General features: G+C 39.2%; 12 protein-coding genes and 1 pseudogene. 8 read left to right on the top strand and 5 right to left on the bottom strand.

What is annotated here, in order from left to right; genetic code table 11:
• The first annotated feature begins 465 nt into the window (after nt 1-465).
• The 4 genes from mqo (at nt 466) to J576_RS05820 (ending at nt 5,100) form a co-directional block, all read left to right on the top strand.
• Nucleotides 466-2,106: a malate dehydrogenase (quinone) gene (mqo, locus tag J576_RS05805; RefSeq protein ID WP_002054430.1), complete on the top strand. Its 1,641-nt coding sequence runs from the start codon at nt 466-468 to the stop codon at nt 2,104-2,106.
• A gap of 91 nt (nt 2,107-2,197) precedes the next feature.
• A complete protein-coding gene (locus J576_RS05810; RefSeq protein WP_031951337.1) occupies nt 2,198-2,668 on the top strand; it encodes a hypothetical protein in 471 nt (156 codons plus the stop codon).
• Nucleotides 2,669-2,881: 213 nt separating this feature from the next.
• Nucleotides 2,882-3,760 carry a homocysteine S-methyltransferase family protein gene (locus J576_RS05815; RefSeq protein WP_000696108.1) on the top strand — a complete coding sequence of 293 codons (879 nt, stop codon included), beginning with the start codon at nt 2,882-2,884 and terminating at the stop codon, nt 3,758-3,760.
• A gap of 5 nt (nt 3,761-3,765) precedes the next feature.
• Nucleotides 3,766-5,100, top strand: coding sequence for a basic amino acid/polyamine antiporter (locus tag J576_RS05820; RefSeq protein ID WP_002054440.1), 1,335 nt, complete (start codon nt 3,766-3,768; stop codon nt 5,098-5,100).
• Between the two features lie 51 nt (nt 5,101-5,151).
• On the opposite strand, the gene J576_RS05825 is transcribed toward J576_RS05820, so the two are convergent.
• The 3 genes from J576_RS05825 to J576_RS05835 form a co-directional block, all read right to left on the bottom strand.
• Complete coding sequence (locus J576_RS05825; protein ID WP_002054326.1) at nt 5,152-7,065, bottom strand: lipase family alpha/beta hydrolase; 1,914 nt, start codon at nt 7,063-7,065, stop codon at nt 5,152-5,154.
• A 148-nt stretch (nt 7,066-7,213) separates the two neighbouring features.
• A complete protein-coding gene (locus J576_RS05830; protein ID WP_002054459.1) occupies nt 7,214-7,921 on the bottom strand; it encodes a YoaK family protein in 708 nt (235 codons plus the stop codon).
• 208 nt (nt 7,922-8,129) lie between these two features.
• The gene (locus J576_RS05835) at nt 8,130-9,020 is read right to left on the bottom strand and encodes a LysR family transcriptional regulator (protein ID WP_002054446.1); all 891 of its coding nucleotides are present in this window, start codon (nt 9,018-9,020) and stop codon (nt 8,130-8,132) included.
• Between the two features lie 187 nt (nt 9,021-9,207).
• On the opposite strand from J576_RS05835, the gene J576_RS05840 reads away from it, so the two are divergent.
• The 3 genes from J576_RS05840 (at nt 9,208) to J576_RS05850 (ending at nt 13,134) form a co-directional block, all read left to right on the top strand.
• Nucleotides 9,208-10,152: a dihydrodipicolinate synthase family protein gene (locus J576_RS05840; protein WP_002054347.1), complete on the top strand. Its 945-nt coding sequence runs from the start codon at nt 9,208-9,210 to the stop codon at nt 10,150-10,152.
• A gap of 172 nt (nt 10,153-10,324) precedes the next feature.
• The gene (locus J576_RS05845; RefSeq protein ID WP_002054372.1) at nt 10,325-11,710 is read left to right on the top strand and encodes an MFS transporter; all 1,386 of its coding nucleotides are present in this window, start codon (nt 10,325-10,327) and stop codon (nt 11,708-11,710) included.
• Nucleotides 11,711-11,787: 77 nt separating this feature from the next.
• Nucleotides 11,788-13,134 carry an OprD family outer membrane porin gene (locus J576_RS05850; RefSeq protein ID WP_002054292.1) on the top strand — a complete coding sequence of 449 codons (1,347 nt, stop codon included), beginning with the start codon at nt 11,788-11,790 and terminating at the stop codon, nt 13,132-13,134.
• 59 nt (nt 13,135-13,193) lie between these two features.
• Here J576_RS05850 and J576_RS05855 read toward each other — a convergent pair whose 3' ends face one another.
• Nucleotides 13,194-14,018: a hypothetical protein gene (locus tag J576_RS05855; protein WP_002054423.1), complete on the bottom strand. Its 825-nt coding sequence runs from the start codon at nt 14,016-14,018 to the stop codon at nt 13,194-13,196.
• Between the two features lie 766 nt (nt 14,019-14,784).
• On the opposite strand from J576_RS05855, the gene J576_RS19590 reads away from it, so the two are divergent.
• Nucleotides 14,785-15,069: a hypothetical protein gene (locus J576_RS19590; RefSeq protein WP_025468011.1), complete on the top strand. Its 285-nt coding sequence runs from the start codon at nt 14,785-14,787 to the stop codon at nt 15,067-15,069.
• A gap of 272 nt (nt 15,070-15,341) precedes the next feature.
• Here J576_RS19590 and J576_RS05865 read toward each other — a convergent pair.
• A pseudogene (locus tag J576_RS05865) lies at nt 15,342-15,826 on the bottom strand (NF045616 family extracytoplasmic (lipo)protein).
• Nucleotides 15,827-15,850: the final 24 nt, after the last annotated feature.

The following is a 15,850-nucleotide window of genomic DNA, read 5'->3' on the forward strand; positions in this document are numbered from 1 at the left end:
AATCCATACCCCACAAGCATTAATAAGAACTATGTATGACAAAAAATAAGCGACTATAAGGTGAACATTTACATAAATCGGGTATGAAATAAAAATTAATTTATTTTTATAGGCAAATTACTATTAAGTGATTCAAGTTTAATCAATATTATTTTATTTATTAAATTTCAATTATTTAAATTAAAATAAAATCTAAAAACAATCTTATAAAAGCCTAATTTGATCAAATATAAATCATATTTATGATTTTAATAGAACCCATTTATTATAAAAATTGTCTTGTCAATGCAAAATTAGTCTAAAATATAGAGTGTTTGCGATAATCCCAAGTAATTTTTCTTTTTTCAAAGTTCTCTGTTTTGGAGAATTTTATTTTCGCATTTATATCCGTTTTGTCTGGATACGCTGTCTAGGTTTCCTCACACCTTAAGTGACTCAAATAACTTATTTTAAGGTTCCCCTTGCATGAAAAAGTTTTTGAAATACCTTCTGGTATTAATCATTCTTATTTTAATTGCAGGTATTGTTTTCTTGTTTAGACCAATTGCGTCAAAACAGGTACAAACTGCAAAAGATGAGCCAGTTGTTGATGCCGTTCTTGTTGGCGGCGGCATCATGAGTGCCACTCTGGGTACTTATTTCACTGAGCTTGAACCGAATTGGCAAATTCGTATGTACGAACGTCTTGACCAAGTTGCTCAAGAAAGTTCAAACGGCTTTAACAATGCCGGAACAGGCCACTCTGGCTTTATGGAAATGAACTATACCGAAGAGAAAAACGGTAAGATGGAAATTGCCAAAGCTGAAAAAGTTGCTTCTCAGTTTGAAGTAGCAAAACAGTTCTGGTCATATCAGGTAAAACAAGGTGTTTTAGCTGAACCGAAAACATTCATTAACCCAGTTCCACACATTGCTTTCGTTTGGGGCGATAACGTTCAGTTCTTAGAAAAACGTTATGCTGCCATGATTCAAAGCCCGTTGTTCAAAGGTATGAAATTTACTGAAGACCCAGCTGTAATTAAACAATGGGCACCTTTAGTAATGAACGATCGTGATCCAACTCAAAAAGTTGCAGCGACGCGTATGGAAGTTGGTTCAGATGTAAACTACGGTTCAATCACGAATCAGTTAGTGAAACACTTAAGCCAAAATCCAAACTTCAAATTGCAGACTTCAACTGAAGTGACTGGCATCAGCCAAAATGATGACAAAACTTGGACTGTGTCTTTCAAAGATTTGAAAACTGGTAAAACAGACCACGTTAAAACACGTTTTGTGTTTATCGGTGCAGGCGGTGCAGCAGTTAAATTATTGCAACTTACTGGTTTACCAGAAGCAAAACAATATGCTGGCTTCCCTGTAGGTGGTGAGTTTTTAATTACTGACAACCCAGCAATTACTTCTCAGCATACAGCGAAAGTATATGGCCGTGCTGAACTTGGTGCGCCTCCAATGTCTGTACCACATATTGATACACGTTATATCGACGGTAAAAAATATGTTTTGTTTGGCCCATTTGCAACGTATTCAAACAAGTTCCTGAAAAATGGTTCTCAGCTTGACTTGCTTGCATCAACCAACAAAAACAACGTTTTACCAATGACGACTGTTGGTTTAGAAAATCTTGATCTTGTTAAATACTTGGTGAGCCAAGTAATGATGTCAGACAAGGACCGCCTAAACGAACTTCGTAAATACTACCCAGATGCGAAAGCTGAAGACTGGCGCTTAAGCCAAGGTGGTCAACGTGTTCAGATCATCAAAAAAGAACCGGGTAAACCTGCAACACTTCAATTCGGTACAGAAATCTTTGCCTCTAAAGATGGTGCTGTAACTGCATTGTTAGGTGCATCTCCGGGTGCTTCAACTTCTCCATACATCATGCTTAACTTGCTTGAAAAAGCTTTCCCAGAGCAAACAGAAGGTAAGTGGAACCAGAAGCTTCATGAAATTGTGGTTTCTTATAAACAAGACTTAAGCAAAGACCCTGTGCTACTCGACAAAGTTCGTCAGTACACAAGTTCTACGCTTGGCTTGAACTATACATCTCCGTTCAAAGCTGCAAATGATGAAACTGCTGCTGCCCCTGTTGCAAAAGCAAACTAAGTTTGATGATGTATAAGTAAAATATCAAAAGGATGAATTTCGATTCGTCCTTTTGTTTTTTTAGACTTCTGTTGAGATATTTAGACTAGCTATGACGCCTTTAAACTCATCACCTCGCCTCTTAACGTTTTGTTTTAAGCTCGTACTTGTTTTGCTACTGGCTTATCTTTTGTTAAGCGGGTTTTATATGTGGATGATTGGCAGTACAGCAATTTACGTCAGCTCAGCCGTGTTATTTACCATAACGGCTTATGCTTTTAAGCTCGGTAAATATCAAAAATTATGTGCTGTTTTAAATGTGCTCATGAGCGCAGCCGCATTATATTTCAGCACGACTCATCTATTTTTCTCACCTATTCAGTTCTTTATATTTTTACCTGCCTTATTTTTTGTTGTGTTGGCTTTTACTCACGTAAGTAAAATTCGTAGCTTATCTAAAGTTTTAATATTTATTAGTTTATTGGTGTGGTCAGGCGTACATTTTACGCAGCTCGAACAACTTCGAGCCTATTATAAAACACAGCATACTGGTGAAAGTTGGCAGCAATACGGCGCGTTATAAAATTATTTGGTTCTATATTTCTAAATGAAAATATTTCCATTTTCACATGAAGTTCATCAGTAAAACTGAACAGCATTTACAGAATTCCTTTTAAGAAAAAATATTCATAACAATCTAATTTATTTAGAAATATATCGAGCATATTAGCGATTGAATAGCATTTATCTACACGCTAGATTAGCTGAATTATTTTTCTCCCTTTACGTTATATTTATGAAAATTTTAGATGGCGGTTTAGGCCGTGAATTGGCCCGCCGTGGCGCTCCATTTCGTCAACCAGAATGGTCTGCGCTTGCACTCATTGAAGCACCTGAAACAGTAAAAGAAGTCCACCTTGACTTTATCAACGCTGGTGCAGAAGTCATTACCACCAATAACTATGCAGTTGTGCCATTTCATATTGGGCAAGAACGCTTTGAAACTGACGGCGTACGTTTAATTAAAGTTGCCATCGAACAAGCAAAAAATGCAGTTAAAGAAAGCGGCAAAAATGTCAAAATCGCAGGCTGCCTACCACCGTTATTTGGTTCTTACCGCGCTGACTTGTTCCAGCCAGAACAGGCTAAAAACCTTGCTGAGCCAATCATTAACACATTAGCACCAGAAGTTGATTTTTGGCTCGCTGAAACTCAATCTTGCTTAAAAGAAGTTGAAACAGTACACGCGTTATTGCCACAAGATGGTAAAGACTATTGGGTGTCATTTACGCTGCAAGATGAAATTAAACAAGAACAAGCGTTACTTCGTTCTGGTGAAAACATGCAACAAGTGGCTGACTTTATAAAGCAGTCAAATGCTAAAGCAGTATTGTTTAACTGCTGCCAACCTGAAGTGATCTTACAAGCCATTAATGAAATTAAAGGACTTATTCCTGAGTCTGTACAAATTGGTGCTTATGCCAACGCTTTTCCACCGCAAGATGAAAGCGCAACTGCTAACGATGGTCTGGATGAAATTCGTAAAGACCTAGATGCTCCAGCTTATTTAGGTTTTGCCAAGCAATGGCAGCAAGCAGGTGCAAGTTTAGTGGGCGGTTGCTGCGGTATTGGACCAGAACATATTGCTGAACTTTCTCAATTTTTTAAAGAATAAATACCATGTCTGCTGCCAAAATCGGATTACTGTCTCTTACAGCGCTGGTATTTAGTTCTATGGTGGGGTCAGGCGTATTTAGTCTTCCCCAAAATATGGCTCAAGTTGCCAACGGCTCTGCCCTTCTTGTTGCATGGCTCATTACCGGAGTCGGCATTATTTTCTTGGCTCTCTCATTGTTGCATTTAACCCGTCAACGACCAGATCTAGATGGCGGTATTTATAACTATGCACGCGAAGGCTTTGGAGACCTCATCGGGTTTTGCTCGGCGTGGGGCTATTGGTTGTGTACTACCATTGGTATTGTCGGTTATGTAGTGATTGCCTTTTCAGGCGTCGGCATGTTTACCGACAGCAAAGACCACGTTATTTTTGGTGAAGGTAATACACTCTACTCTCTGATTGGCTCAAGCATTTTTGTATGGCTGGTACATTGGTTAGTCAGCCGAGGTATTAAGGAAGCAGCCATTGTGAATTTACTGGCGACCATTGCCAAAATTATTCCAATGGTGGTCTTTATCTTCTTTACCTTTATTGCCTTTAAGTTTGATTTATTCAAACTCAACTTAAATGACTTTTCTTTAAAAGTTCCCCTTTGGCAGCAAGTAAAAGACCTGATGCTCATTACCCTTTGGGTATTTACCGGTATTGAAGGTGCGGTGGTTTTATCATCACGTGCCAAAAACCGTCATGACATTGGTAAAGCGACCATTTTAGGTGTGTTGCTGGCGTTAAGTTTTTACGTGATGGTCACGGTATTGGCTTATGGTGTGGTGAGCCGTGAAGTGCTTGCTGGCATGCATAACCCATCTATGGCGACCATTTTGCAGCAACTGATTGGTCTACCAGGTACAATCATTATTACCATTGGGCTTATTATTTCAGTTTCATCGTCTTATTTAAGCTGGACGTTATTTGCGACCGAAATTCCATATCTAGCTGCAAAAAATGGTGCATTCCCAAAACTATTTTTAAAGAATAACCAAAATAATGTGCCCATTTCATCACTATGGCTGACCACTATTGTGGTGCAAGGTTCACTCATTGCCGTGTATTTTTTCAATAAAAACTACACTCAGCTTTTATTAATTTCATCGGTGATGATTTTGCTGCCTTATTTTCTGGTATCGGCGTTTTATCTTAAAGAATCGATTCGCCATAAACGCACGCCGCATATTGCCATTGCAAGTGTCGCTTCAATTTATGCACTTTGGTTGCTCTATGCAGCAGGTTTAGACTTGCTGCTGTTGTCTGGCGTGTTGTATTTGGTCGGCTTGGTTATTTTTTCAATCAGCTACTTTGAGCATAAAAAATCGCTCAAACAAAACCAGCTTAATTAATCACTTCAACCACTGTTGAGCCATTTTCAGCAGTGGTTTTCTAAAAAAATTCTATTTTGAAAGCTGCGACTGCTTTAAATGCAACCTTAAAATACGACGTAATTCTAAAATTGCCTCAGGGCTAGTTTGAATTGAATGCCCACCTTTAATAATCAGCTCCGACTGCTCCTCACCCAAATGCGAACTTTGATACGGCACAATCCCATCACTCATTTTTGACTTATCTGTGGTGCCATTTATATTACCCATAATCGAGTGATAGACCACGTTGGAAGATGGCTGAATGGCTTGGGTCAACTGCATAAAGTTAGAAGAACGACTTAAATTACTTGCTCCGTTTTCAATTAAGCCTTTTCTGAGTTTTGTATTTTTCTCATCTCTCATTTCAACCGCAATAAAAAAGTCGGCGGGTAAACGAATAATACGGCGAGCAATTTGGGTAAACCATCGGTCAGCGTAGTCAGTACCATGATGCGGCGCCGAAACAAAAACAACCCGCTTAAAATAGGGCAAAGTTTTGAACTCAAAGCGTTCTCGAATAACAGGATTTTCTTTTAAACGCTTTAGCTGTGCTTCATTCATTTTTTGTATGGCTTGCTCTGAAACATCAGCATCGCTTACCAATAAACGGCTAATCACTCCGCCCATACTATGCCCAACCAACACTGCATCGTGCGCAGCGTAACTGTCTTTGGCGACGTTTTGAAAAGCTTGATTCAGCAAAGAGTAAATCTGAAAACGACTTTCAAAAATCGGCATATTGGTTGAATAAAACACCTGCCAAACTTGGTAGTTTTGTCTTAATTCGGCATCGCCCATAATGTCATTGGTTAGGCTCACCCACGCCTCTGGGCTGCTTGCCAGACCATGTATAAACACAATAATTTTCTTATTGGGGTTAAAGGGTTCCAGCATATATAAATGCGGCATGATTAAATTGGCTTCTTTATTAATTAAAGACCAATAACCTGCTGCCCCTAAATTATATTTCGATAACCATAGCCCATAAGGTGCCGAATAGTTGGCAGTGAGCGGATAGTCCACACCTTCAACTTTTACACGGTCCTGCCGATAAGGGTCGAACATGGAAATTTCCAAATCTGCCCCAGCAATGATCTGATCGGCTGTGGCCTTTTGTTTTGGGTAGGCAATGGCTGTGACTGGAAAGAAGCGTGGTAAATGTATATTGGGATTACTCTGGTGAGCGTAAAAAGCGTCGGGGTCTAAAATGAAACCATGATTTACATCATGCTCCTTACGCCCCACAATAAATTCAGCGCCTAACCCATCCTTACGGTTGACGGTATTAAACCCTGAAAAGTTCATGTTATAGCTAGAGCGAAAAGTATCGACTTCAATGTTTTGTACATCTACGGCATGATCAAAGTTGACTTGGTACTCATGCCCATCTGCTTTTAGTAAAGGTGGAAAATGAAGCGTATTTAAATGATTAAAATACGTGGTCATGAGCTTTGACAAAGCCACATTATAAAAAATACGCACCTGATTTTGGCGATGATCAAACACCCGATCGAATGGCGACTCCTCAGAGTCAAACAAATAAACATAGCTATAACGCAAGCTTTTATCAAACAGTGCTAACTCTTGCTCGACACAGCTATTATTTTTACTGCCAACATTACACTGACTGCTACGTCCAACATCTAAAGCTTTTGCCAAATAAATTTCGCTGAGCGCAGCATAGCGTTCTTCTCGGCTGCTATTTTCAGACAACCCCTGAATTTTATTTAAACAGACATTAAAATTTTGCAGGCAAGACGTCTCATTTTCTTTGACCAAATACAGCAGGTTTTGGGTTTGATGACTTAAAGTATTGTCAGTCAAAATACTTTCATTTTTACTTTTTAAAGCACTGCTTAAGTTACTTTCTTTTAAATGAATGACCTGACAACCGCTGAGCAGTCCCATTATAGTAAGCACTAAATAATGGCCGGATTTTGTCATTGTGCATTCCTTTCGCGAATGTATTTCCCCATTCGTCATTATGCCTGTAAAGCTGTGAACGAACAATTTCAGCTCAGCTTCAATGGTGCTTTATTGAAAAAATAAAAGCCCGAATTTATTTAAATTCAGGCTCTTTCAATCGCACTGTTTAAGCTTGTTTAAACTTCTGCTGTGAAGCCAAATAAGAAAAATAAAGGATGGGTAAAATAAACGGCGCTACACTCCAAAAGTCAAAATAGACATACAGTACCGCCCCCATCAAAGCGCCTATAACAAAGCCAATGACAATACTGGCACTTTTAAGCAAACTTGCCCGATTGGCGGCATTATTGTTTTTTAGCAAGTTAGCAATATCAATCCCAAGCTGGGTGGTGTTGCCTGTCATCATAGTACTTGGGCTAATATTTTTAATGAGTGTTTTACTTGAAGTATTACGAATAGCTAAGGCAATTAAACCGAGACCACCTGTGATTGCAACCGTAATCGCATCGGCATTTTTAAATGGCTCGAAATAAAGCCCAGCAACCATAAAGGCAAAGAGAAAAATAGCCTCAAATAAAAACAAATAAGACAGCGTTTTGTGTTTAGCCTGACTACGGTCAATTAACAGTTTGGTAATCACCACCGTCACAATAAACAATGGAATAGCCGCAAGTTTAATCCAGACACCTGTACCGCCTTTCACTAAAGCCGCTCCTGCCAGTACCAAGTTACCCGTTACGTGCGCGGTAAAAAAACCAAATAACGCAATAAAGCCAATGGTATCAATTGCCCCGCCTACCATAGTCAGTAAAACAGGATCTCGACATAGCGCCCATGTGCTTTGTGGTTCTTGTTGAATTGAGGTCTCTGGCATAAGCAGCATCCTGTTATTTTAAAGTCATTAAATTCAGTACAAAGATGTTTTAAATATTTAAAAACAAATCAAAGCTAAAGTATTTATCAAAACAAAAAAGCATGTAAAAACATAGAGTGTTTAATGTCGCAACACTGTCTTCAAAATAGCAACAATTATGATGCGCGCCATGCCATGCAACAGTATCAGTCATAAAGTTACGATTTGATTAAAGTAAATCGGCGAGATTTCTAATTTCTTCCATCACCGCCTTACACGCAGGCGTTAAATAGCCATGTTTAGAAATAGACAAAGAAATATAACGCTTGAGCGCGGGGTTAATAATTTTTGCAGCTTGAATGGGAGTGTATTGGCTAGCTTTCTTTAAGGCTTGCGGCCCCAGCATGGTATACATGCGAGACTCGGAAACCAAATGAGTTTGTAAACTAATCGAGTCGGCTTCAAACACAATATTTAGCTCTACCCCATTTTCATAAGCCATGTGGTCTAAAAAATTGCGCCAGTTACTTGGCCTGCAAAACGTGACCAACGGTAACTGACTTATCATTTTAAAGTCGACTTCATTTTCACGAGTTAACTCATCTCCTTCACAGCCGACCAAATAGGTATCGGCTTGGGTAAGGTAAACATCGCCTTGTTTAGGCGTCGGGTTAAAGCGATAAAGAATAGCTAAATCAACACTGCCATCTTCAAGCCATTTTTCTAAATGTACCCCTTGCCCTTCACGCACCGACAGTTTAATTAAGGGATATTTTTCTTGAAGCACTTTATAGAGAGTCGATAACAACGGATGTGCAGTAGACGGTAAACTGGCTATGCGCACCGTACCAATCGGAGTATCGGTCGAATGCAAAATTTCATTATTGAGTTGGTCGGTTACGTTCAGCCATGAACGAATTTTAGGAAGTAAATGCTGACCTAAATCGGTGAGTTCGACACCGCGGCCAGTTCGGTTAAATAAACGACCACCACACTGCGCTTCAAGCTCGTTCATTTGCCGACTGATTTGCGGTTGGTTGGTGTTATGCAGCATGGCGACTTTGCTTAAGCTACCTAGCTCCACCGCGTCTAAAAATATTTTCCATAATTCATAATTCATCGATTCTTCCTAAATCGTAAATAGGCAGCATTTTGAGCTATACATTTTCAGTATAACTGAAATTCAAGAATTGGTAATTCCTACATAGCTCACCTATTTCTATACTCCAATCATGTTCTCTACAACACGATTTAAGTCAGATTAAGAACCAGAGAATATTTAATTACACTGTATAGGAAGTACGATTATGAGTTTAGATTTACGTGGATTAACCCCAGCACCTGTGACTCCTTTTACCCGTGACGGACAAGTAGACCATAATGCAATTCAACGTTTAGGTTCATGGTTAGGCAGTATTGATGGTGTGAAAGGCTTGGTTGTTCTTGGGCATGCAGGTGAAGGAACATTCTTGTCGCAAAAAGAACAAATGCAGGTCATCGAAAGCTTTGTTAAATCGGTAGATGACAAAATTCCGGTAATTGCAGGGATTACGCTCGAAGGTACTTCAGTTGCAGCAGAAGAAGCAAAACGTGCAGTGAGCGCTGGTGCTTCGGCAGGTTTGATTTACCCTTCACATGGCTGGTTGCGTTTTGGCTATCAAAAAGGCGCACCACAAGACCGCTATAAAGCGATTTATGAAGAAAGTGGTTTGCCATCTATTTTATTCCAATATCCAGATGCAACGAAGGCCACTTACGACCTAGACACTCTACTCGATATTTCTGCCCAGCCAGGCGTGTTTGCCATGAAAAATGGTGTACGTAACATGCGCCGCTGGGATGTCGAAATTCCGATTATTCGCCGTGAACGCCCAGACTTACAGGTGTTGACTTGCCACGATGAATATTTGCTTCACACCATGTTTGATGTAGACGGCGCTTTGGTTGGCTATGGCAACATTGCCCCTGAACTGTTAATTGAAATGATTAAGGCAGGTAAAGCTAAAGATTACGCTAAAGCTCGTGCACTTCACGACCAATTATTACCAGTGACTCGCAATGTTTATCACCGCGGTTCACACATGGAAGGCACCGTCGCGCTTAAACATGCATTGGTTGCTCGCGGAATTTTGGACCATGCCACTGTGCGTTCGCCACTGCTTCCACTGGCAGATGGTGCTGAGCAAGAAATTCATGATGCAATGCGTCAAGCCGGAATTGGCAAGGTCGATTTAACCCAAGCCGTTGCTTAAATTCTATTCGGGCTAGCATGTACGCTAGCCTTTTTTTCCTGTACGCTGCCTGAGGCCAAACATCGGGCATGTTTCTTAAAAACAATAATAAAAAGCATGCAAACTGTGGTGAACAGGTAGTGCGAAATAGAACAACAAAACTACGAGGAATGTAGTGATAAGGAGATAGAAGATGACAAATCTAGCGGATGTAGAACAAATTAGTCATCATCAAAAAAATGCGGAAATTATTGCAAGACTTGAACGGCTACCCGTCACTGGTCGATTGCAATTTATGCGTATTACCATTGGTATAGCGACCTTTTTTGACGCTTATACTGTTCTAGCAATTGCCTTTGCTTTACCCCAACTCATTACCGAATGGCACCTGACGCCTGCCTATGTCGGTGCGATCATTGCCGCGGGCTATGTCGGGCAACTGGTCGGTGCAATCTTCTTTGGTTCTCTTGCCGAAAAAGTCGGTCGTTTAAAAGTGCTGTCTTTTACCATTTTACTGTTTGTGGCAATGGACATTTCTTGTTTGTTTGCGTGGAGCGGAATGTCGCTGTTAATTTTCCGTTTCTTACAAGGTGTTGGTACAGGTGGCGAAGTGCCTGTTGCGAGTGCCTATATTAATGAGTTTATTGGTGCAGAAAAGCGTGGTAAGTTTTTCTTGCTCTATGAAGTTTTGTTCCCACTCGGTCTTATGTTTGCAGGCATGGCGGCATTTTTCCTGATGCCAATTTACGGCTGGAAAGTCATGTTTATTGTGGGACTAATTCCATCTTTACTGGTCATTCCTTTACGGTTTTTCTTGCCTGAGTCACCACGTTGGCTTGCTTCCAAAGGCCGCTTTAAAGAAGCCGATCAAGTCGTCAAAAGCTTTGAAGACGGTGCCATCAAAAACGGTAAAACTTTGGCTGAACCTGTGGTTAAAGAAATTAACCCGCAAGGCATGGCAAAAACCGACTGGCGCGAGCTGTTCCGTGGTATTTACCGTAAACGTACTTTTACCCTGTGGGGCATGTGGTTTTGCGTTTATATGGTGAACAATGCCATGGTGACTTGGCTGCCATCTCTTTACAAACAACACTTTGGTCTGTCACTTCAAACCAGTTTAGGTTATGGCTGGATTACCTCGGGTGTGGGTGTGATTGCCTCTATTATCTGTGCGTTAATGATTGATAAAGTCGGCCGCCGCCCTTGGTACAGTGCAGCGTTTTTCTTGGCGATCATTCCACTCATGAGCCTCTCGGTTTTAGGCGCAAAATCGGCGATGGAAGTTGTAATTTTCGCAACGATTAGCTATGCCATTTTGCAAACCATTTCATTCTCTTTATACCTTTACGCTGCCGAACTTTACCCTACTCGCCTACGTGCAATGGGCATTGGTTTTAGTACTGCTTGGCTACGTGCTGGCTCTGCAATTGGACCAGTTATGGTCGGCCTCGTGGTTGGTGGCTATGGCATTCAATATGTGTTTAGTGTGCTTGCCGTTGTGGCGCTTATTGGTGGTCTAGTGACCTTCTTGTTTGCCATTGAAACCAAAGGCCAAGTGCTCGAAAAACTCTCTCCCTAATTCATCCATTTCATAAAAAGCTTGCCTAACCCAGCGTTAGGCAAAGGGCTTATTCATGCTTAAAAAAGGAATTTAAAATGAATAAATATTTGCTATGGGGCTGTATTAGTTTAGGCAGCGTGAGCAATGCGTATGCAGAGCTTCCTCTAGAATTTGGCAAGTTAGAATTAAAACTTAACACCCGTTACTGGAACGATGAAGGCACTGCCCACCCCACGCTTGCCAATCCTTCACCTTCGTCGAGTGAATATGAACAAAGTGCCTTAGGGCTTGAGTTAAATTATCAGTCACCTTACTTGTGGGACTGGCTTGGAGTAGATGGTTCACTCTATGCAGTCACCAAGTTATTTGACTCTGGCAAACCGAGTTCCCAGCTTTTAGAGGTCGAAAATAACGGCAAGCTCGATCAAAACTTTGCAACTTTAGGACAGCTCTACCTCAAAGCAAAACTCGGCGATAAAGGCGAAATTAAGTTAGGCCGTCAGTTGCAAGACTCTCTGTTACTCAAAAGTACCAATAACCGTGCGGTGCCGGATACATTTTCGGGTGCGAGTGGGCAGTTTCAACTGAATGATCAGCTACAGACTTATATTGCCTACTATGACCGCTGGAAACCGCGCAGCATGGACAGTTTTGAAAAGTTCGTGACTGAAAATGACGAACACATTGATTATGTCGGTGTGCTGGGTGCCAAGTATCAGTACAAAAACTGGAGCGTGAATGCAGAATATTTAAATAGCAAAGATTATTTAAAAAAGTATGGGGCGATTGCTCAATATAAATTGCCCCTGCACGGCCTTGTATGGACATTCAACACAGGTGCTTTTTTCTCGCGTGATGATGGCAAGCTATTTAAATGCGGTGCCGAAACCGAGCTGGACTGTGTCAAAGGTCAAGACATTAACAACCGTGGCAATGGTTATTTTGTAGATGTAAATGTGGCCAAGAATAACCTCGAAGGCGGCATTGCCGTTTCAAAGTTTGATGGTTTTTGGATAGAAGATAACTTTGCCGTACACTCCGACCGCAACTCGGTTTTGACGCAAGACCACGGCACCAATCCATTTCCAACCTCGTCGACTATTGGCCCTGACTTTACCAATAACGATGAAACTGCCATTGCCCTTCGCTTGAAATATAACTGGAAAGACTACGTGAAAGGTTTAAAAACCGAGGCGAAGTATATCTATGGCTTTGGGGCTCACCAAAGTAATATCAGTAGTGATGTTGAAGGTAAAGAGCGTTACTTTGACTTTACGGTGAGTTATGCCTTGCCGTGGGTAAAAAACTTAGATGTGCGTTATTCATTTTTGCATTATGAGTCAAAGTTTGAAAATGCAAACCTAGGTGAAAAGATAAATGGCATGACCCGTAAAGATTGGGATCAGCACCGTGTATTAATTAATTACCGATATACGTTTTAAGTTCAAGCTAAGCTCAACGCTTAGCTTTAAAACAGCCTTTCAGCTTATGGAATTAAGCTCTATACTCTTTTTTTGCATTCAAAAAATGATTTATAGGCAAATCCCTTACTAACAGCATATTTATCTATAGAGTTTTCATAAATGGGTTCATCATAGGCCTTATTTATTAAATCCATTTTATATTTTGAGTACTCAGGATATCTATAAAGATTCTGCTCATTTGAGTCTAACTGCATTGTTTTACTCACTCCAGCTTGACGTGCTTTCATAATATTTTCAGCCATCTCAAAACCAGCTTTACACAATAAATCTTTTTTTTCGATCTGGTATTTTTCTTCCTGCATTTGAAGTAGATCATCTTTAGTAGGAATTACATTGTTTGGTCCAAGATCTCTAAAAGATCTAGTAGAACTCCAGTTAATACGACTAAAAGCTACATCACTTGGGTCTCTACTGTTCTTTAATGCATCGATAAGATATTGGTCGCGGTTACCTAAGATATAAGTGTTTAAATCATTATCTAATAAAATAACTAAGATATTTTTATTAGAACTGTCATAGGCAACGTAACTTTTAAGATTTTGTCCTACAAATTTTTGATTCTTTTGCCAAAAATAGGTCGTTATCACATTGTTCTGTAAATTTCTCTTTGTTAGACAAGCGCTCATATCAAAATCCCCAGGTTTTAAAACGCCAAAGGGATGTAACCTTGCAATAAGGCCAATTGTTAAATCCTTATCTAACTTAAGCAAACTAAAACCATTGACCTCACATTCTTCAAATTGTTTATCTTTTAATTTATAGATTTCATTAATTGAAGTTAAATTTTTAGCATGTAATGTAGTACAAAACGCTATTACCCCACATAAAAGTAATCTTTTCATATCATCAAGTCCTTTAATTTCGAAATAGAATACTCATTTTTACAGAAAAAATACATGGTAAGCCTCTTAAAGGCTAAGACCAGCACCGTGTATTTATTAATTACCGTTATACATTTTAAGAGCAGGTTAAACGTTTAGTTTAACTTTATTATATTTATTAATTCACCGATTTAAATCGATAAACTTTTGAGTTTAATTAAAATATAAATTTATATTTTAATTTTTTATAATATTTTATTTAAATTGAATTGACCTGTTAAAAACTTATGATTATTATGGTCTCGCTGGCCTACATTGCCAGTCGGTTTTGACAGACCGTTTTACATACAGCACATCAGATTTATCCTTCTGAGGGAGAAATCTGTGTGAAAACCACCGTCCCCCTAATGTTACGGTAGGGCGGAAGGGGGACACCTTCGGGTGTGCTGGTTCTGTATGTCCGGTCTGTCAACCCTCTTTCGTTCTACCACCCTAATCAATTGACGGTGATTTTCGGTGGTAGGACTCCATACATTCTAAGGAGTTGACCATGCCACTATATAAACTTATCCCCTCTCCCCTATAAACTTTTTATTTATTTAAAACTTAGGTTTTCTATTATCTAATCTTTTAAATCTATAAATTATTTTTATTTTAAAATTTTAATCATTTTATTTTCCTTATTTTATAGGCGGATTAATTACATCCTAAAAAAATGATTTTAAAACTTTAAATATAACGATTTATTTTTTCTCATTGATATATCCCCAAGCATCACGAGAATAATATGAACTTTTATAAAACTATTTTGGTTTTAGGCCTTATTATAGGTGATTACAGTGTTTCAGGTTGTGATATACACACTCAGATCGAGTTTGAAAAAATTTGCCTGTCGGGTGGACACACCCAAACCAGTTGCGAGTGTATATACCAACGGCTTGAACAAATGTATTCGTCTAAGCTTATGCAAGGTCTAGAACATGTCAGTTTGCAAAGTCCTGCTCTCCCACAGGACTTTGCCCCTACTTTTTTTAATGTTATACGGCGGTGCGATAAAAACGACATGGGCTAAGCGTTTGGCTTAGCTCCCTTATCTCTGTGCCGCAATGGTGGATGACTTTAAATCAGCGCAAAAAATTAAAGTTCTGTTGTGGCACGGGGGCCTGCTTATAAGAGAGTTTAGTGCAATTGTATCTGTCTCCCATTTCGACTACTCGAAATGAACTAGATTCGATCAATTGTGTCAGACTATAGAATAAAAAAACTCTTCACTTGTGGAAATGAAGAGCTATAACTGAATCCATGTATCGTATATAAAGTATACATGACCTCTTTAAAAGTGTTTTAATTAAAAAAATTAATGAACCAATAATAGAGATTTTTTAATTTAGTCCAAAGACCATTACTAGAGTAATCATATTGATTAGTGCCACAATATATACCTTTAACAAGGTCTGCTTTAGCTTCTAATAATACAGTTTTTCCTTCATTAGTCCTATTTACGCAAATGCTTTGCGCATATGATCGGCCTGTTTCAAGAACAATATCATATGGAAAAGGCTCTTTAAATTCAGAAGATTTAATTTAATGCAGTTTTCTTCAGTAATAGGCATTTTAAGATTCAAATAAGTTTTTGAATATGAAGAATGAAAGGCATTAATTCCATCTACTTTACCCATATAAATTAAGGTCTGATTCTCATATGCTTTGTCATAGTCTACTTTTGTAAATACACACACATCATTGTCTTTAATTTTTACATATAGGCTGGCATATGGAGAGGCGTTAACAGCACTACTAATAAAAAGTAATAAATATAATAATTTCATGGCATTTCTATCTCATTTTAATAA

It is taken from the genome of Acinetobacter sp. 766875 (assembly GCF_000582055.1).
GTDB classification, from domain to species: Bacteria; Pseudomonadota; Gammaproteobacteria; order Pseudomonadales; family Moraxellaceae; genus Acinetobacter; species Acinetobacter nosocomialis.